Origin of the sequence: Xanthobacter sp. 91, from assembly GCF_000702385.1 — a bacterium.
GTDB classification, from domain to species: domain Bacteria; phylum Pseudomonadota; class Alphaproteobacteria; order Rhizobiales; family Xanthobacteraceae; genus Xanthobacter; species Xanthobacter aminoxidans.
Genome location: NZ_JNIB01000001.1, coordinates 1,044,172 through 1,062,474 on the forward strand (window position 1 = coordinate 1,044,172; position 18,303 = coordinate 1,062,474).

Sequence of the window (18,303 nt, forward strand, 5' to 3'; positions counted from 1 at the left end):
GCGCCACATGGATGGCCGGGACAAGCCCGGCCATGACAGCCTCCAGATGTCTGCCCCGAGCGCTTCCACGACCTTTCACAACGGACCGCCCATGACCCGCAAGATGCATTTCGGACTGTTCCTGCTCGGAACGGGGAGCCACATCGCCGGCTGGCGCGTGCCGGGGGCCGTCGACACCTTCGAGGACATCGAGGCGGTGCGGCAGATCGCGGCCACCGCCGAGCGCGGGCTCTTCGACCTCATTTTCATGGGCGACAACCTCAATGCCGACCCGTCCGCGCACCCCTCCTACACGGCGCGCCTCGAGCCGCTGACGCTGCTCTCCGCCGTCGCCGGCGCGACGAAGCACATCGGCCTCGGCGGCACCGTCTCCACCACCTATTCCGACCCCTACACGGTCGCCCGCGCCTTCGCCTCGCTGGACCACATCTCCGGCGGGCGCGCCGTGTGGAACGCGGTGACCACCGCCGCCCCGGCCGCCGCCGCGAACTTCGGCACCCAGCACCCCGACCACTCCAAGCGCTACGAGATCGCCGGTGAATTCCTCGATGTGGTGAAGGGCCTGTGGGACTGCTGGGCAGACGACGCCATCGTCGCCAACCGGGAGACCGGCCTCTACATCGACCCCGCCAAGGTGAAGGCGCTCGACCATGAGGGCGAGTTCTTCAAGGTGAAGGGGCCGCTCAACATCTCCCGGTCCCCGCAGGGGCACCCCATCATCTCGCAGGCCGGCGGCTCGGAGCCGGGCCAGCAGCTCGCCGCGCGCACCGCGGACATCGTGTTCGCCGTGGTGCAGGACATGGCGGAGGCGCAGGCCGGCTACAAGTCGCTGAAGGATCGCCTGCCCGCCCTCGGCCGCAAGCCCGAGGACGTCTGCGTGCTGCCGGGCGTGATGCCGGTGGTGGGCCGCACGGCGCAGGAGGCGCGGGAGAAGCTCGCCGAGCTGATGCGCTTCGTGGATGCGAAGAACGCGCTGGGCATGCTCTCCGAGCGTTTCGGCACGGACATGAGCGCCTACGACCTCGACGGCCCCATTCCAGACCTGCCCGAGGCCGACACCTACAAGTCGTTCACTGGCGTCATGCTGGCCAAGGCGAAGCGCGAGGGCGGCACCCTGCGCGACGTCTACAACATGGTCGCCGCCGCCCGTGGCCACTGGGTGCTGGTGGGCTCGGCGGAGGAAGTCGCCGACACGCTCCAGCTCTGGTTCGAGAGCGGCGCGGCGGACGGCTTCAACGTGATGCCGCCCTATTTCCCCGGCGCGTTCGACGATTTCGTCGATCTCGTCATCCCGATCCTGCAGGAGCGCGGCCTGTTCCGTACCGCCTATGAGGGGCCGACCCTGCGGCACCTTCTGGGGCTGGAACGGCCGGTCAACCCGAACTTCTGAACGGCAGGCAGACGAATGCCTTTCCTTCGCCGCGGCGATCGGCCAAACAGGCCCATCGCCGCGCCGCAGGGTTGCTCCATGTCCTTCGTTCCTCCCCGCGCGGTCCTCGACCGGCTCCGGCCGGAAGGCCCGCTGCTGAAAGCGCTCGCCGCCGCCTGCTGCCTCGTCATCACCGTGCTGTCACTGCTGCCGGGGAACGAGCGGCCGCACACCGGCTTCTCCGGCAATATCGAGCATGTGGTCGCCTATGCCGGAACAGCCTGCTTCGTCGCGCTGGCGCTGCTGCGGCGGCCCGTGGCGGTGCTGGTGATCGCCTTCTCGGCCGCCTCCGCTTTCTTCGAGATCTGCCAGATCTGGATACCCGGCCGCTCCGCCGGGTTCGACAACTGGTTCGCGAGCACGCTCGGGGCGCTGATCGGGGTCTCCTCCGCCCGCTATATCGTGCTGCCGCGCCTTTCGGCGTGGCTCGCCCGCCGCTAACGGCGGGCGCGCACCTCACTGCCCCAGCGGGTGGTGCATCTTGTCGATGGCGGTCGCGCCGATGGCCTCGATCCTGTACTGGATCTTGACCTTGCCGGCCTTCTCGAAGGTCAGCGTGGCGTCCATCATCTCGCCCTCCTTGAGCTGCTCCTTCAGGTCGACGAAGACGAGGTGATGGCTGCTCGGCTCGAGCACGAGGGTGCCGCCGGCAGGGATCTCCAGCCCGCCCTTGATGGGCATCATGCGCATCAGGCCATCCTTCATGGTCATCTCCTGAAGTTCGACGCGCCGGGCGAAGGGCGCGAAGGCGGAGACCAGGCGGTCGGGCGTCGCGCCTGAATTGTGGATGGCGACATAGCCGGCGCCCATGTCCGATCCGAGCGGGGTCGCCCGCGCCCAGGGATGGTCGATGAGCAGGTCGCCGACCTTGTATTCATGGGCCAGAAGCTGCTGCGCCGAGACGAGCAGCAGGCAGAGCGCGAAGAGCGTCGCGGCAAGGATTTCCTCGCCATAGAAACGGCCAATAGGGCGGCTGCGCCGCGGGTGCGGACGTTGGGGCATGTTTCCTCCGGAGATGCGATCCGCCTGGGCGGACGTTTGCGTCTGGTCAGCGACCGAGCGGTGGACGCATCAGACCGGGGGCGCACGCGCGGGCGGGAGCGGTCGCCCCGGAGCCAGACGAACGGCGACGCCATCGGCGCTCCGGCGGACCGGTGCAGCCTGCCCTTCAGGCAGGTGCGGCACAGGCGGCAGCGGGCCTTCCAGCGCATCGAGGACGAGGCAGGCGCCGATGCAGCAATCATCGCCGGAAACCGCGTGGCCAGACGCCGCGCCGCTGCCCGCGCCGGCGGCCGAGACAGCGCACAGCGCACCATCCCCCGTGCCGGCGAATGCGCCGCCCGCCAGCCCCGCCAGCAGAAGCTGAAGGACCAGCACATAGGCGCTCAGGATCGCAATCGTCTCGCGCGCGGCGGGACGCGGGGCAGCCATGATGGAGGCCTCAGGCGGCGCTGATCGCGCGCAACGAACTCGCGCGCCCATCAAGCTTGCCACCGCCTGCGGCCGACGAAAAGCGCCGTCGTTACGGCATCTTGCTGCGCGCCTTGACGCACGCCCCAATCATTCTATTGATACATTATATCAGTTCATGCGCCGCACCTGCGCGCGCTCGTCCGGAGCCTGCCCATGATCCCAATCCGCCGCGACGTCACCGACGCCCGCACCGATGCCCGACTGCCCACCACCGTGCTTTCCGGCTTCCTCGGCGCCGGCAAGACGACGCTGCTCAACCACATCCTCGCCAATCGCGAGGGGCTGCGCGTTGCCGTCATCGTCAACGACATGAGCGAGGTGAACATCGACGCCGAACTGGTGCGCTCCGGCGGCGCCAACCTCTCCCATACCGAGGAGAAGCTGGTGGAGATGACCAACGGCTGCATCTGCTGCACGCTGCGCGACGACCTCCTCACCGAGGTGCGCCGCCTCGCCCAGGATGGGCGGTTCGACTATCTCCTCATCGAATCCACCGGCATCGCCGAGCCCTTGCCGGTGGCCGCCACCTTCGATTTCCGCGACGAGGACGGCCAGTCCCTCTCCGACGTGGCGCGGCTCGACACCATGGTGACGGTGGTGGACGCGGCGAACCTGCTGAAGGACTTCGGCTCCCGCGACTTCCTGCGCGACCGGGGCGAGGTGGCCGGCGAGGAGGATCAGCGCACGCTGGTGGACCTTCTCACCGACCAGATCGAGTTCGCCGATGTCATCATCCTCAACAAGGTGTCGAGCATCGATGAAGAGCGGCTGAAGATCGTACGAGGGGTGGTGAAGTCGCTCAATCCCGATGCCCGCCTCATCGAGACCGACCAGTCCCGCGTGCCGCTCGCCGAGGTGCTGGGCACCGGGCGCTTCGATTTCGAGAAGGCGAGCACGCATCCCGTCTGGTTCAAGGAGCTGAACGGCTTCAAGGACCATGTGCCGGAGACGCAGGAATACGGCGTGTCGAGCTTCGTCTATCGCGCGCGGCGGCCGTTCCATCCCGAGCGCTTCCAGGCCTTCCTGGCACAGACCTGGCCGGGGCTGGTGCGGGCGAAGGGGCTGTTCTGGCTGGCGACGCGGCCGAAGCGCGTGGGCGAGATGAGCCTTGCCGGCTCGATCTGCCAGACCGGCACCGCCGGGCGCTGGTGGGCGAGCGTGCCGAAAGAGCACTGGCCGACCCAGCCGGACTGGCGCTCCTGGCTGCGCTCCCACTGGGTGCCGGGCTATGGCGACCGGCGGCAGGAACTGGTGTTCATCGGCATGGGGCTGGACGAGGGCGCCATGCGCGCGGCCCTCGACGCCTGCCTCGTCGGCCCGGCGGACCCCAAGAGGTTCGACGCCAGCGCCTTCAAGAATTTGCCGGACCCCTTCCCCAACTGGGAAGCGGTGCCGGCCTGAGCCAAAAGAGAAAGGGAGGGGCCTGAGACCCCTCCCCTCGGCTCACGTCATGCAAGGACGGGCGGGGCGCGCGGCCCCTCCCTTTGGCGTCACTTCATGGTGGGCATCACAAACTCGGCGCCGGCGCGGATGCCGGTGGGCCAGCGGGTGGTGATGGTCTTGAGGCGCGTGTAGAAGCGCACGCCCTCCGGCCCGTGCATGTGGTGGTCGCCGAACAGCGAGGCCTTCCAGCCGCCGAAGGAGTGGAACGCCATGGGTACCGGGATCGGCACGTTGATGCCGATCATGCCCACCTTGATGCGGTGCGCGAACTCGCGGGCGGCATCGCCGTCGCGGGTGAAGATCGCGGTGCCGTTGCCGAACTCGTGCTTGTTGATGAGGTCGGCGGCGGTGTCGTAGCTGTCGGCGCGCACCACGGAGAGGACGGGTCCGAAGATCTCCTCCTTGTAGATGCGCATGTCCGGCGTCACGTGGTCGAACAGGGTGCCGCCGATGTAATAGCCGTCCTCATAGCCCTGAAGCTTGAGGCCACGGCCGTCCACCACCAGCTTGGCGCCTTCCGCGACGCCCTGGTCCACATAGCCCGACACCTTGTCGAGGTGCTGCTGCGTCACCAGCGGGCCCATCTCGGACTCGGGGTCCGTGCCGGGGCCGACCTTGAGCGCGCGCACCCGCGGCTCCAGCTTCGCCATCAGCGCCTCGGCGGTGGCCTCGCCCACCGGCACGGCCACCGAGATGGCCATGCAGCGCTCGCCGGCCGAACCGTAGGCAGCGCCCATCAGGGCGTCCACGGCCTGGTCCATGTCCGCATCGGGCATGACGATCATGTGGTTCTTGGCGCCGCCCAGCGCCTGGCAGCGCTTTCCGGTGCGCGCGGCGGTCTCGTAGATGTAGCGGGCGATGGGGGTGGAGCCCACGAAGCTCACTGCCTGGATGTCCGGATCGTCGAGCAACGCGTCAACGGCGGTCTTGTCGCCGTGGATGACGGTGAACACGCCGTCCGGCAGGCCGGCTTCCTTCAGCCACTGGGCCAGCAGCAGGGAGGCGGAGGGATCGCGCTCGGAGGGCTTGAGGACGAAGCAGTTGCCGCAGGCCAGCGCCACCGGGAACATCCACATGGGCACCATGGCCGGGAAGTTGAACGGCGTGATGCCGGCGACCACGCCGAGGGGCTGGCGCACCGCATGGCTGTCGATGCGGGTGCCCACGTCCTCGGTGATCTCGCCCTTCAGCAGCTGCGGGGCGGCGGTGGCGAACTCCACCACCTCCATGCCGCGCTGCACCTCGCCCTTGGCGTCGGAAAACACCTTGCCGTGCTCGGCGCTCACCACCTCGGCGATCTGGTCCACGCGCTCTTCCAGGATGCGCAGGAAAGCGTTGAGGATGCGCGCGCGGCGCAGCGGCGTGGTCGCGGCCCAGCCGGGCGCAGCCTTGTTGGCGATCTCCACCGCCGCGCGCACTTCGGCGGCGGACGCGAGCGGAACCTCGCCGGTCTGCGCGCCGGTGGCGGGATTGTAGACCGGCGCCGTGCGGCCGCTGGTGCCGGCGACGAGCTTGCCGCCGATGAAGTGGGAAATCTGCGTGGGCATGATGCGCCTCCCGTTTGAATTGCCTCCGTGATGGCGCTTCAAACGACGCGCAGCAATGCTATAGTCCGAGCATCTGTTGTGCGAAAATTGTAGTCCATGGATCTCCCCCTCGACTGGGATCACCTGCGCGTCTTCCTCGCCGTCGCCCGGCGCGGGCAATTGCTCGCCGCCGCAAAGCAGCTGGCGCTGAACCACGCCACCATCGCCCGCCGGCTCGATGCGCTGGAGGCGGCGCTGGGCAGCCCCCTGTTCGACCGCCGCCCCACCGGCTGCGTGCTCACCCAGGCGGGCGAGCGGCTGCTGCCGGCGGCGGAGCGGGTGGAGGCGGAAATGCTGGGCATCGCCGAGCGCTTCCGCAAGGAAGAGGCGGAGGTCTCCGGCACCGTGCGCATCGGCGCGCCGGACGGGCTGGGCAATTATTTCCTCGCGGCGGAGCTGGGGCGGCTCGCGCTGCTCCATCCCCATCTGGTGGTGGAGCTTGTGCCGCTGCCGCGCACCTTCTCCCTCTCCCGGCGCGAGGCGGACCTCGCCATCGTGCTCGACCGGCCCACCGAGGGCCGCCTGACGGTTTCGCGCCTCACCGACTACACGCTGGGCGCCTATGCCGCCGCCAGCTACATCGCGGCTTTCGGCGCACCGGAGAGCGAGGCGGACCTTGCCGGCCGGCGGGTGGTGACCGGGGTGGAAGACCTCGCCTACGCCTCGGCGCTCGACTACTCCGGCGTGCTGGAGAAGCACGGCGGCCAGCCCTTCCGCTGCGCCAGCGTCACCGGCCAGATGGAGGCGGTGCGCTCCGGCGCCGGCATCGGCGTGCTGCATGATTTCGCCGCCGCTTATTATGGCGACGCGCTGGTGCGCATCCTGCCCCGCATCACCTTCCGCCGCAGCTATTTCCTGCTCGCCCATCCCGACACGGTGGAGGTGCGCCGCATCGCCACCGTGCGCGCCTTCCTCGCCCGCCGCTTCCGCGAGGAGCGCGCCCGCTTCATCTGCGAATGAACGCGGCCCGGTCCACCCGCACCACCGCCGTGATTGTGTCCAGCACTGCCCGCACGCGGGCGAGATGGCTGAGATCGTCATGCACGGAGAGCCAGTAGCTGCGGGTGAGGCGCACCTCGTCCTCCAGCAGCGGCACGAGCGCGTCATGGAGCGCCATTTGGGGCGCCGCGAGGAAGGCCGGCAGCACGCCGATGGCCGCGCCGGAGAGCACCGCATTCACCTGCGCGATGACGCTGGTGGAGCGGATGACCGGCTTCAGCTCCACACCCGGCCCGAGCTGCGAGAAATCGAGGGCGCGGGTGAAGAGGAGTTCGGGGATATAGCCGGCGAGCACATGGTCCTTGAGATCGTCCGCCGTCGCTGGCCGCCCGCGCCGGTCGAGATAGGCCGGCGTGCCATAGAGCTGCAATGTGTAGTCCGTGAGCTTGCGCACCTTCACCTGCCCGGCGATGGGCCGGTCCAGCGTGATGGCGATATCCACCTCCCGGCTCGCCAGCGAATAGGAGCGCGGCAGGGCCACCAGCTCCGTCTCCAGCCTGGGATTGTCGGCGGAGAGGGCCGCGAGCCGCGCCGCGAGATAGCCCACGCCCAGTCCCTCCGGCGCGCCCACGCGCACCCGCCCGGTGGGCTGGCGCTCGCCCTCGCCGAGGCCGGTGATCTTGCGCAGCACGAGGGATTCCATCTCCTCAGCCGCCTGCGCCAGCTTCTGCCCCTCCTCGGTGATGAGGGTGCGCCGCCCGGCGCGGGTGACGAGGGGCGCGCCAACCTGCTTTTCCAGCCGCGCGACGCGCCGGCCCACCGTGGTATCGTCCAGCCCCAGCGCCCGCCCGGCGCCGGCCATGCGCCCGGTGCGGACAAGCTGGAGGAAGATGCGCAGGTCGTCCCAATCCATGATGCGGTGAAGTCCGTGCGCGTGTTGAGGCCGTTCCTGCAAAATTGCAGGATGGATCGGAACCTATCGTTCTTGCGTGCAGAAATCCAAGCTGGGATCACCAGCGGAGACAAACAAGCGGGAGGCGCCGGTGGAACGGCTCGAAGGGGATTACGACTATATCGTCGTCGGCGCCGGCACGGCCGGCTGCATCGTCGCCAACCGCCTCTCGGCCGATCCGCGCACCCGCGTGCTGCTGCTGGAAGCCGGCGGGCGGGACAACTGGATCTGGTTTCACATCCCCGTCGGCTATCTCTTCGCCATCGGCAATCCGCGCGCCGACTGGATGTTCAAGACCGACGCCGAGCCGGGGCTGAACGGCCGCGCGCTGAACTATCCCCGCGGCAAGGTCATCGGCGGCTGCTCGGCCATCAATGCCATGATCTCCATGCGCGGCCAGGCGGCGGACTATGACCACTGGCGTCAGCTCGGCCTCTCCGGCTGGGGCTGGTCGGACGTGCTGACGGCCTTCAAATCGCTGGAGGACCATTTCCTCGGCGCCAGCGACATCCACGGGGCCGGCGGCGGCTGGCGCATCGAGCCGCCGCGCATCGAGTGGCCGGTGCTGAACGCGGTGGCCGATGCCGCCACGGAGCTGGGCATCCGCAAGGTGCCGGACTTCAACACCGGCGACAACGAAGGCGTCGGCTATTTCCATGTGAACCAGAAGTTCGGCCGACGCTGGTCCTCCGCGCGCGGCTTCCTCAAGCCCGCCCTCGGCCGTCCGAACCTCCGGCTGGAAACCGAGGTGCTGGCCGATCGCCTCATCATCGAGCACGGCCGCGCCGTGGGCGTACGCTATCGCCAGAACGGGCGCTGGATCGAGGCGCGCACGCGCGGCGAGGTCATCCTCACCGCCGGCTCCATCGGCTCGGTACAGATCCTCCAGCGCTCGGGCGTCGGGCCGGGCGAGTGGCTCGCCGAACGCGGCGTCGAGACGGTGCTGGATCGGCAGGGGGTGGGGCGCAATCTGCAGGATCATCTCCAGCAGCGGGCCATCTACAAGGTCTCCGGCATCCGCACCCTGAACGAGACCTATTATTCCCTGCCACGCCGCGCCCTGATGGGCGTGGACTATGCCCTGCGCCGGCGCGGGCCGCTTACCATGGCGCCCTCGCAGCTCGGCATCTTCACCAGGTCCGATCCCCATCAGGAGCGGGCGAACATCCAGTTCCACGTGCAGCCGCTGTCGCTGGACAAGTTCGGCGAGCCGCTGCACCGCTTCCCGGCCATCACGGTGGCGGCGTGCAACCTGCGCCCCACCTCGCGCGGCATCGTGCGCATCACGGGGGCCGATCCCGAGGCAAAGCCGCAGATCGCGCCGCACTATCTCACCACCGAAGAAGACCGGCAGGTGGCGGCCGACGCCATCCGCGTCACCCGCCGCCTCATGCGCCAGCAGGCCCTCGCGCCCTATCGGCCGGAGGAATATCTGCCCGGCCCGTCCGTGGGCGACGACGATGCGTCCCTCGCCAAGGCGGCGGGCGACATCGGCACCACCATCTTCCATCCCGTGGGTACGGCGAAGATGGGCCGGGTGGACGATCCCATGGCAGTGGTGGACGAACGCCTGCGCTTCATCGGCCTCGGCGGGCTGCGCGTGATCGACGCCTCCATCATGCCCACCATCACCTCGGGCAACACCAACACGCCGACCGCCATGATCGCGGAGAAGGGCGCACGGCTGGCGCTGGAGGATGCGCGGGCCGGGGCCTCTTCGGCGGCGGCGTGAGGGCGGGGGCGGATGCCGCCCCTACCCCCTGAGCGCGCGGCGCATTACCTTGCCGGAGCCGGTGCGGGGCAGTTCGTCGATGAAGACATAAGCGCGGGGGCGCTTGTATTCGGCGAGGTGCTCTGCGGCCCAGGCTTCGAGCGCAGCCGCATCGGCCTCGCCCCCCGCCTGCAGCACCACGAACGCGGTAACGAGGGAGACGTCGCCCGATAGCGTCTCCGCCACCGCCACTTCCGCTACGTCCGGATGGGCGGCCAACGCCCGCTCCACCTCTTCCGGCGCCACGCGATAGCCGAAGGCGTTCATCTGGTCGTCCGCGCGGCCCTCGTACCAGAGGTAGCCATCCGCATCGAAGCGGGCGAGGTCGCCGGTGAGGAACCACGCGCCGCGCATCGCGGCCGCCGTCTCTTCGGCCAGGCCCCAATAGCCGAGCATCAGGCCGGGATCGGAGCGATGCACGGCGAGCACGCCGGTATCGCCCACCGGAAGCGGGTGGAGCGCGTCCGGCGCCTCGCCCTCCGGCGGCAGCACGACCACGCGCCGCCCCGCCTGCGGCTTGCCGGGACTGCCCGGCCGGGTCGGCACGGCGGGGCCGGAGGAGACGTAGGTGGAAATCTCGCTCATCCCCAGCGCCTCGTAGAGCGGGCGCCCGGTTGCCTCCACCCATTCGCCGTGCAACGCCGCTTTGAGCGCCTCACCGGCGGTGAGGCCGTGGCGCAGGGCGGGGAAGCGGTCGGGCGTGATGCGGGCGTATTTCAGGATGCGCCGGTAGAGGCCGGGCACGGCGGCGAACTGGGTGGCGCCGGTCTCCTCCAGCAAATCGGGCCATGCACCCGGCGGGCGATCGCCCAGATGGACGATGCTGGTCGCCCCCACCGCCCACGGGTCCATGAGGCCGACGCCCAACGTATAGGTCCAGTTGAAAGCCCCGGCGTGGAACAGCAGGTCGTCGCCCTTCAGGTCGTGCCAGCCGGCGCGCATGGGAATGCGTCCGAGCCCCACCCTCTGGGCGTGGGCGACGCCCTTGGGCCGGCCGCTGGTGCCGGAGGTGAAGACCAGGAAGGCAAGGTCGTCCGTGGCCGTATCGGCGAAATCGATGGCGGAGGCCGCGCCGAGCCGCGACATGTCGGCGGCATCGATGATGGAAACGCCCGCGCGCGGCATGGGCATCACGCCCGAACCGTCACCCACCACCAGCGCCGCGCCGGAATCGTCAAGGATCATCTCCACCTCATGCGCCGTGAGCATGGTGGAGGTGGGAATGGGCGCGAGCCCGGCGGCGATGGCACCAAAGAACATCAGCGGGAATTGCGAAGAGTTGCCCACCCGCAGCAGCACCCGCGACCCGCGCGGCAAACCGTATTCCGCGAAGCCGCCGGCCACGCGCAGCACGGCCTCCCGCAATTCACCGTAGCTCCACCGCTCGATGATGCGTCCCTTCGGTCCCTCGGCCACCAGCAAGGCCGGCTTGTCCGCCGCCGCGCCCGCCCCGGTGAGGCAGAAGCGGGCGAGGTTGAAGGGATGCGCGGCGGCCTGATTCCCGGTCTCGGTCATGGTGCGATCATGGCTGGCGCGCCCCGCCCGCGCCAGCGCGATTGCAGAGGTTCAGCTGGTCCACCAACCGGACGCATGGGGCCGGACGTCCGCCGCGTCGTTCCATCCGCCCGCCGGAGCAGCACCACGGAGAGCAGCCCCATCGCCGTCACGGCGGCGAGGACGGTCCTTCACCATCGCAGGGCGTCTCACGCCCGCGCCAGCAGAAGTGCCCGGTGGGGTTGCTCCAGCCGGATGCCGCCGACCTCCGCGACACCCCATCGGGCCAGCAGCGCCTCCACTGTGCCGCGATGCTGCTCCGCCGCTGCGGCCCGCGCGGGATCGACCGCAACCGCACGCGCGAGAAAGCCATCCACCCCGGCGACACGACGCACGTCGTCGTAATCGAGCCGACGCACCGCCTGTGCCGCGCCGCTTGCGAGGCAGGCCGAGAGGGCCTTCTGGGCGAGGGCGCGGATGGCGGTTTCGTCCTCCACCGGCCGCAGCGCTTCGAAGTAGCTGCCCTCCGCCAGCGGCTCCACCACCAGCACCGGCCCACGGCTGACCCGGAGCGCCTCGCCGAGCGCCGCGGCCATCAGGCCCGCCGGCACATGATGCAGGCTGTTGAGGAAGATCGCGGCATCGAAACTTCCGTCCGCGAAGGGCAGCGCCTCGGCCCCCGCCTCGGTGAACGTCGCCTCCGGCACCGCCGCACGGGCCGACGCGATGGCCTCCGGCCCGGGATCGATGCCGTGGACGCGGGCGCCCTGCGCCGTCAGAGCCCGCGCCAGCGCGCCATGGCCGCAGCCGATGTCGAGGATGGACCGACCGGCCAGCGGCCCCAGCCAGTCCTCGATCACCGCCAGCGCCGTGCCCTGCGGCCGCCCCGCCGCCTCTGCCTGCTGCCCGCTCATTCCGCTTTCTCCCTGCCGCCTACAGCGCGCCGCGCAGGCGGTGAATGCCGGCTTCGATCTGCTCCTCGGCGAGGGAGGCATAGCCGAGGAGGAGCCAGTCGTTGCTCACATCGGCGCTGCCGTATTCATGTCCGCCGCCGTTCTGGATGGTGTAGAGGCCGACATTGCGGCTCTTCGCCAGCGCCGCCATCTGATGCGCGCGAGGCATGCCGGGCGGCAGCTTCCAGGCGAGATGAGTGCCGGCCTCCGTGCCGCGCAGCTCCACCCGCCCGAAGGCGTCGCGCAGCGCGGAGACTAGCACGTTGCGGCGCTGCTGGTAGCGCAGCCGCACCCGCCGCAGGTGGCGCACGAAGCCGCCGGTGTGGAGGAATTCCGCGAGCGCCGCTTGCTCCAGCCAGACATGGCCGTTGTCGAGCAGCGCCTTCGCCGCCCCCGCTGCCGGGGCGAGGTGATCGGGGAAGATGGCGAAGCCCGTGCGCAGCCCCGCGCCCAGCGATTTGGAGAAGGTGCCGAGATAGATCACGTTTTCCGGGCTCATGGCCTTGAGCGCCGGCAGCAGCATGCCGCCATAGTGGAACTCGCTGTCGTAATCGTCCTCGATCAGATAGGCGCCAGTTCGATCGGCCCAGGCGAGCAAGTGCTGGCGCCGCTCCAGCGAGAGCACGCCGCCCATGGGGTATTGGTGGGAGGGCATCACATAGGCGAGCTGCGCCGCCACTCCCGCCAGGCGCGACGTGTCGATGCCGTGTTCGTCCACGGGCAAAGGGTGGGGGCGCATATTGACGCTTTCGAACAGATAGGCGGCGCCCTGGCTGCACGGATTTTCCACCACCACCGCGTCGCCCTCCCGCGCCAGCACCCGGAGCGCGAGGTTGAGCGCGAGCTGCGCGCCGGCGACGATCACCACCTGCTCGGGGCGCACGTGGATGTCGCGCATCACCGCCACATGGTCGGCGATGGCGGTGCGCAGCGCCATCAGGCCGCAGGGCTCGCCATATTCGGTGAGATTGTGCCCGGCCACGGCGAGGGCGTGCAGCACGAGGCGGCGCCATGTCTTCAGCGGGAAGGCGCGCGGATCGGTGCGCTGGGGCCAGAAATCGATGGGGATGCGGCTGGTGTTGAGGATGGAATGGGGCCGGCCGGTGAAGGCGGCGGGGGCGAGCTTCTCCGGCGAGCGCCGCTCCGCCGGGGCCGGCGCCTCCGCGCGCACCGAGGCGGCCGAGGCGGACGCGCTCACCGCGCTCATGGCGGCTTCCGGCACCACCGCAGCCACATAGGTGCCGACCATGGGGCGGGTGACGAGGTAGCCCTCGTTGATGAGCCGTTCATAGGCGAACGTCACCGAGTTGCGCGAGACGCCCAGTTGCTGGGCGAGATGGCGGGAGGACGGCACCGCCGACTCTGCCTTCAAACGCCCGTCGAGGATCTGCTGACGGATCTGTTCGAAAAGCTGTTCCTGGAGACTCAAAGCGGAGGCGCGGTCGAGGGAGATCAGCACGGCGTCGCATCCCATTGGTCCGGGCAGCGCCCCATGTTGGCACCTGTTGGGGCCAGTGGCGAGAGGGCCAGTCGCTGTCGGCGTTTTGGGGCCACCCCGGCCGCTTGCTTGACTTGACCGAGGGGGGACAACCATTTTCACCGTCGACACGCGTGCTTTAATGAATTGCGGCCGCGCCCGCATCTGAGGCGACACTTATGCCCGACACCGCTTTGCTCCAGGCGGACGAAACCCTGTTTCCCGCGCCCCTCCTCACACTTGCCGCCGACGTGCTGGCGGCCGCGCGGGCGCGAAACATCCGGCTCGCCGCCGCCGAGACGGTCACGTCCGGCCTGGTTGCCGCCTGCCTCACCTCGGTGTCCGGCGCTTCGGAGATCTTCGAGCGGGGCTATGTGCTGTATCACTCCTCCGCCAAGGCCACCGGGCTCGACGTGCCGGCCGCCGTCTCGGCCGCCCATGGGGCGGTGAGCGCCGAGGTCACGCGCGGCCTCGCCCAGGGCCTGCTCGACCATTCCGAGGCCGGCGCCACCGTCGCCATCACCGGCTATGCCGGGCCGGGCGGGGGCAATGCGGTGAACCCCGTGGGCACCATCTTCATCGCAGTCGCCACCCGCGACGGCGGCCTCGCGGAAGAGCGCCACGTCTTCCCTGGCAGCCGGGACAATGTGCGCCTGTGCGCCGTGCAGGCCGCCCTCGCGCTGCTCAAATCCCAGCTCGGCTGACGCCCCGCGCATGAGCGACATTCCGGTCGTCCTCGTCACCGGCTTTCTCGGCGCGGGCAAGACGACCCTGCTCAACGATCTGCTGAAGCGCCCGGCCTTCCGCGACACTGCCGTCGTCATCAACGAGGCGGGGGACGCGGGCATCGATCATGCGCTCATCGAGACCGGCAGCGACGAAGTGATGCTGCTGGAAGGCGGCTGCATCTGCTGCCGCATGAAGGGCTCGCTGAACGCCACGCTCAACGGCCTGCTGCGCCGCCGCGCCATGGACGACTTCGCCTTCCGCCGGGTGGTGGTAGAGACGAGCGGCCTCGCCGATCCCGCGCCGGTGCTCCATGCGCTGATCGCCGATCCGCTGTTCAACCGGCATTTCTCCATCGCCGGCGTGACTACTGTCGTGGATGCCGCGAACTTCGCCACCACCCTCGCCCACCATCCCGAGGGAATGACGCAGGTGGCCCTCGCCGACCGCATCCTCATCAGCAAGGCGGACCTTGCGACCGCGGACCAGCTCGCCGCCGCCGAGCGCGAGGTGGCCATGCTCAATCCGCTGGCGGAATGCCATGTGCTGCCGGCATCGGCGCGCGACGGCACGCTGCTGTGGATCGACCCGCGCGAGACGCCGCGCCCCCTCAGCCGCCGCTTCTCGGCCACCGGCGTCGGCCATGCCGTGACCACCGCCTCCCTCGCCTTTCCCGGACGTCTCACCCAGGACCAGGTGGATGCCTGGCTCGACCGGGTGAGCGACCTGTTCGGCGCCGCCTTGCTGCGCCTCAAGGGCATCCTGCATCTGGAAGAGGTGCCGCAGCCGGTGGTGCTGCATGGGGTGCAGGGGCTGGTCTACTCCCCCGGTCTGCTCGCCAACGCGGCGGGCGGCGAGAACCGCATGGTGCTCATCGCCCGCGGCATCGAGGAGCAGGACCTCGCCGACGCGCTGACCCTGCTCGCCGGAATGGCACGCCCGGACTGATACCCCAAGGCGCCTGGGACTGGCCCGATCGGCCTCGATCGAAGACCGAGGCCGATGACATCGCTCACCCGCCGTTGGCCTGGACGCACTGGTTCACGCGCGCCCAAGCCTGCTGGGCGCTCTTGCCAAGATTGACCGTCCCCATATCCTCGGAATCCGGCAGCGAGAACTGGTAGGCGCCGGCGGCCACGATATGGTCGATGGCGACGAAGGGCATGATGAACCACATGCGGTTGCCATCGGCGCCGCCCGGCACCGTCCATTCCAGCATGCCGCGCGGCTTGCCGGGGACGTTGATGATGGTGCCCTTGAAGTCGCCCTTGCGGCCCTCGGCCTTGACGCTCATGTAGACGTGGCCATCGGTGCGCCGCGCGATGAGGTCGTCGCGGTTGCCGACTTTTCGGACGGCGCGGCAATTGATGATGCCGGATTTCTCCGTGGTGGCGGTGAAGGTCCAGCCATCGAAGCCCGCTCCATAGGGCTTGACCTGTGCCAGCGCTCCGCCGGTGGTGGCGAGCGTGGCGGCGACGGCGAGCGCGGCGAGAATACCCGTCTTCATGGGCGGCCCTCTTGGGTCGAAGATGAGGGGTGCATGTGGGCGTCGCGCCCTGCCGGCTTGCCCCCCGGTCAAGCTACAGCAGGGCCATGTGTATGAAACATCGAGTGAATGCAAGCTGAACCAAGCGTGGCCGAAGGCGGGCGCGACGCCGGCGGAACGCGGGCGACCGCGCGGACCGCCGCCACTGGCCCCATGCTCCAGACTGGCCCCATGAGCCCGCCACGAGCCGGCGCTACCGTGGCCCCCTCCCCGGCCCTAGCGTTCAGCGACAGATGGAAACGAGCGAGACCGTGATGGCCAGCACTTTTTCGGCGAAGACCTTTTCCGGCACCGTGGGCATCGTCCCCGCCCTCGACATCGAGACGCAGGAGAAGTTCGATGCGGTGGTGAAGGCGACGAGCGGCGTCCCCGGCGTCGCCGGCTACAAGCTCGGCCTCACCAGCGTGCTGCGCCATGGCCTGAAAGAGTCCATGCGGCGCGTGCGTGACCTCACCGATCTGCCCATTCTCTACGACCACCAGAAGGCCGGCCCGGACATGCCGGACATGGCGAAGAAGTTCACTGCCCTGTGCGCCGAGGCCGAGGTGGATGGGCTCATCCTCTTCCCCGTCGCCGGCCCGACCGCCGTGGACGGCTTCGTCGGCGAGGCGCTGAAGGCCGGCATCGCGCCGGTGGTGGGCGGCGAAATCCCGGTCGCCGATTACGGCGTCTCCGGTGGCGGCTACCTCCTCGACAATGCGCTGGACCTCATCCTGGAGCGCTCGGTCCAGGGCGGCGCCGATCATTTCGTGCTGCCGGCGCACGATGCCGCGAAGGTCACGCGCTGGTCGCGCTGGATCGCGGCGAACGTGAAGAACCCGCTGGTGTTCCTCACCGGCTTCGGCTCGCTGGGCGGCACCATCGAAGGGGCGTTCGCCGCCGCCGAGGCCTGCCCGCGCCGCTTCGCCATCGTCGGCCGCCTCATCACCGATGCGAAGGACCCGGCCGCCGCCGCCACCGCCCTCTATGAGAAGATGCAGGCGCTGGAGGCGACGGCACCATGAACGCCCTCCTGCCGGCCCTCCACCGCGAGCCCTTCGTCGGCGGGCGCTTCGTGCCTGCCATGGGCGGCGGCGTCGAGGCGCTGGTCGATCCCTGGACGGGCACGCCCCTCGCCGAGGTCGCGCTGGCCGGGCCGGTGGAGGTGGAGGCGGCTATCCGCACGGCACGCCGTGCCTTCGATGCCTGCGACTGGCCCCATCTGCCGCCGGTGGACCGCGGCGCGGTGCTCCACCGCATCGCCGCCGGGATCAAGGCCCGGCAGGACCAGTTCGCACAGATCGAGGCGGTGAACGCCGGCAAGCCCATCTCCGGCGCCCTGCGCGAGGTGGAAGGGGCGATCCGCGTCTTCACTTATTATGCCGGCGCCATGGACAAGGTGTTCGGCGACACCATCCCCCTCGGCAAGGATCTGCTCGATTTCACCCTGCGCGAACCTCTCGGGGTGGTGGCGCAGATCGTGCCGTGGAACTTCCCGCTGCTCGGCGCCTCCTGGAAGCTCGCCCCCGCGCTCGCTTCCGGCTGCGCCGCAATTCTCAAGCCCGCGCCGCTCACGCCGCTCAGCGCCCTGCTGCTCGCCGAGGTGTGCCGCGAGGCGGGCGTGCCTGACGGCTTCCTCTCCGTGCTGCCCGGCGGCGCGGATGTGGGGCGGCGGCTGGCGGAAGACCCGCGCATCGACGGCATCTCCTTCACCGGCTCCACCATTGTTGGGGCGGAAGTGATGCGGCTGGCCTCGGCCTCCATCAAGCGCGTGGCGCTGGAGCTGGGCGGCAAGAATGCCGCTTTGGTCTTCGCCGACGCCGACATGGAGAAAGCGGCGGCGAGCGCGGTGGGCTCCGGTTTCGGCAATGCCGGCCAGTCCTGCTCCGCCCGCTCACGCCTTCTGGTGGAGCGCAGCGCGTTGGAGCCCTTCGCCCGTGCCTTCGCTGCCGCGGCGGCCCGGCTGAAAACCGGCATGGCGCTGGACCCGGCGACCAGTCTCGGCCCGCTCATCTCCGCGTCGCACCGGGATGCGGTAGACCGCACCGTGGCGCAGGCGCGCGAGGCGGGCGCGACGCTGGTGACCGGCGGCGCGATGCCCGAGGGCGACGGCTTCTTCTATCCCGCCACCATCCTCTCCGGCGTCGGGCCGGACAATCCGGCCTTCAGCCGAGAGATCTTCGGCCCGGTCTGCTCCCTCACGCCGTTCGACAGCGAGGCCGAGGCCATCGCACTGGCCAATGACAGCGAGTATGGTCTCAATGGCTCGGTCTGGTGCCGCGACATCGGCCGCGCGCTCCGGGTGGCGCGGGCCATGCGCACCGGCATGGTGGCGGTAAACGGCCTGCCCAGCGCCTCGAAGACCAGCGTGTTCGCGCCGTTCGGCGGCTACAAGCGCTCCGGCATCGGCCGCGAGCTTGGCCTGCAGGCGCTGGATTTCTACTGCGAGATCAAGAACGTGACGGTGGACCTCACGTAACGGGACAAGCAAGGAGCCACCACTGGCCGTCTGGACCCATCGTTGTGTCGGGGGCT

General features: G+C 69.7%; 17 protein-coding genes. 9 read left to right on the top strand and 8 right to left on the bottom strand.

Annotated elements, in window-relative coordinates:
* Positions 1 to 91 precede the first annotated feature (91 nt).
* Both A37E_RS0105075 and A37E_RS25825 read left to right on the top strand, forming a co-directional pair.
* Positions 92 to 1,390 carry an LLM class flavin-dependent oxidoreductase gene (locus A37E_RS0105075; protein WP_029555615.1) on the top strand — a complete coding sequence of 433 codons (1,299 nt, stop codon included), beginning with the start codon at positions 92 to 94 and terminating at the stop codon, positions 1,388 to 1,390.
* 78 nt (positions 1,391 to 1,468) lie between these two features.
* Entirely contained in the window at positions 1,469 to 1,870 is a 402-nt protein-coding gene (locus tag A37E_RS25825) for a VanZ family protein (protein ID WP_197022929.1), read from the top strand.
* Between the two features lie 15 nt (positions 1,871 to 1,885).
* Here the strand turns inward: A37E_RS25825 and A37E_RS0105085 are convergent, their stop codons facing one another.
* Positions 1,886 to 2,431 (bottom strand): copper chaperone PCu(A)C, encoded by a 546-nt coding sequence (locus A37E_RS0105085; protein ID WP_029555617.1) that lies wholly within the window; start codon positions 2,429 to 2,431, stop codon positions 1,886 to 1,888.
* 69 nt (positions 2,432 to 2,500) lie between these two features.
* A complete protein-coding gene (locus tag A37E_RS0105090; protein WP_029555618.1) occupies positions 2,501 to 2,860 on the bottom strand; it encodes a hypothetical protein in 360 nt (119 codons plus the stop codon).
* 195 nt (positions 2,861 to 3,055) lie between these two features.
* Between A37E_RS0105090 and zigA the strand changes: the two genes are divergently transcribed.
* A complete protein-coding gene (gene zigA, locus A37E_RS0105095) occupies positions 3,056 to 4,303 on the top strand; it encodes a zinc metallochaperone GTPase ZigA (protein ID WP_051678796.1) in 1,248 nt (415 codons plus the stop codon).
* A gap of 89 nt (positions 4,304 to 4,392) precedes the next feature.
* Here zigA and A37E_RS0105100 read toward each other — a convergent pair whose 3' ends face one another.
* The gene (locus A37E_RS0105100) at positions 4,393 to 5,892 is read right to left on the bottom strand and encodes a CoA-acylating methylmalonate-semialdehyde dehydrogenase (RefSeq protein WP_029555620.1); all 1,500 of its coding nucleotides are present in this window, start codon (positions 5,890 to 5,892) and stop codon (positions 4,393 to 4,395) included.
* 96 nt (positions 5,893 to 5,988) lie between these two features.
* Between A37E_RS0105100 and A37E_RS0105105 the strand changes: the two genes are divergently transcribed.
* Positions 5,989 to 6,891 (top strand): LysR family transcriptional regulator, encoded by a 903-nt coding sequence (locus A37E_RS0105105; RefSeq protein WP_029555621.1) that lies wholly within the window; start codon positions 5,989 to 5,991, stop codon positions 6,889 to 6,891.
* Here the strand turns inward: A37E_RS0105105 and A37E_RS0105110 are convergent.
* A complete protein-coding gene (locus tag A37E_RS0105110) occupies positions 6,878 to 7,783 on the bottom strand; it encodes a LysR family transcriptional regulator (RefSeq protein WP_029555622.1) in 906 nt (301 codons plus the stop codon). The genes A37E_RS0105105 and A37E_RS0105110 overlap by 14 nt on opposite strands.
* A gap of 130 nt (positions 7,784 to 7,913) precedes the next feature.
* On the opposite strand from A37E_RS0105110, the gene A37E_RS0105115 reads away from it, so the two are divergent.
* The gene (locus A37E_RS0105115; protein ID WP_029555623.1) at positions 7,914 to 9,554 is read left to right on the top strand and encodes a GMC family oxidoreductase N-terminal domain-containing protein; all 1,641 of its coding nucleotides are present in this window, start codon (positions 7,914 to 7,916) and stop codon (positions 9,552 to 9,554) included.
* Between the two features lie 21 nt (positions 9,555 to 9,575).
* On the opposite strand, the gene A37E_RS0105120 is transcribed toward A37E_RS0105115, so the two are convergent.
* The 3 genes from A37E_RS0105120 to A37E_RS0105130 all read right to left on the bottom strand — a co-directional run bounded on the left by A37E_RS0105120 (position 9,576) and on the right by A37E_RS0105130 (position 13,499).
* On the bottom strand, positions 9,576 to 11,108 hold the full coding sequence (locus A37E_RS0105120) for an AMP-binding protein (protein WP_029555624.1): 1,533 nt from the start codon (positions 11,106 to 11,108) through the stop codon (positions 9,576 to 9,578).
* Positions 11,109 to 11,296: 188 nt separating this feature from the next.
* The gene (locus tag A37E_RS0105125) at positions 11,297 to 12,001 is read right to left on the bottom strand and encodes a class I SAM-dependent methyltransferase (RefSeq protein ID WP_038192635.1); all 705 of its coding nucleotides are present in this window, start codon (positions 11,999 to 12,001) and stop codon (positions 11,297 to 11,299) included.
* Between the two features lie 19 nt (positions 12,002 to 12,020).
* Positions 12,021 to 13,499, bottom strand: coding sequence for a PLP-dependent aminotransferase family protein (locus tag A37E_RS0105130; protein ID WP_197022930.1), 1,479 nt, complete (start codon positions 13,497 to 13,499; stop codon positions 12,021 to 12,023).
* A gap of 197 nt (positions 13,500 to 13,696) precedes the next feature.
* Between A37E_RS0105130 and A37E_RS0105135 the strand changes: the two genes are divergently transcribed.
* Both A37E_RS0105135 and A37E_RS0105140 read left to right on the top strand, forming a co-directional pair.
* Positions 13,697 to 14,221 (top strand): CinA family protein, encoded by a 525-nt coding sequence (locus A37E_RS0105135; protein ID WP_081837459.1) that lies wholly within the window; start codon positions 13,697 to 13,699, stop codon positions 14,219 to 14,221.
* Positions 14,222 to 14,231: 10 nt separating this feature from the next.
* Positions 14,232 to 15,191, top strand: coding sequence for a GTP-binding protein (locus A37E_RS0105140; protein WP_051678798.1), 960 nt, complete (start codon positions 14,232 to 14,234; stop codon positions 15,189 to 15,191).
* 64 nt (positions 15,192 to 15,255) lie between these two features.
* Here A37E_RS0105140 and A37E_RS0105145 read toward each other — a convergent pair whose 3' ends face one another.
* Positions 15,256 to 15,750, bottom strand: coding sequence for a hypothetical protein (locus A37E_RS0105145; protein ID WP_029555629.1), 495 nt, complete (start codon positions 15,748 to 15,750; stop codon positions 15,256 to 15,258).
* 293 nt (positions 15,751 to 16,043) lie between these two features.
* Here A37E_RS0105145 and A37E_RS0105150 point away from each other — a divergent pair, with 293 nt between their 5' ends.
* Positions 16,044 to 16,793, top strand: a complete 750-nt coding sequence (locus tag A37E_RS0105150) for an orotidine 5'-phosphate decarboxylase / HUMPS family protein (RefSeq protein WP_051678799.1) — start codon at positions 16,044 to 16,046, stop codon at positions 16,791 to 16,793.
* The gene (locus A37E_RS0105155) at positions 16,790 to 18,247 is read left to right on the top strand and encodes an aldehyde dehydrogenase family protein (RefSeq protein ID WP_029555631.1); all 1,458 of its coding nucleotides are present in this window, start codon (positions 16,790 to 16,792) and stop codon (positions 18,245 to 18,247) included. Before A37E_RS0105150 ends, A37E_RS0105155 begins: the two co-directional genes overlap by 4 nt.
* Positions 18,248 to 18,303: the final 56 nt, after the last annotated feature.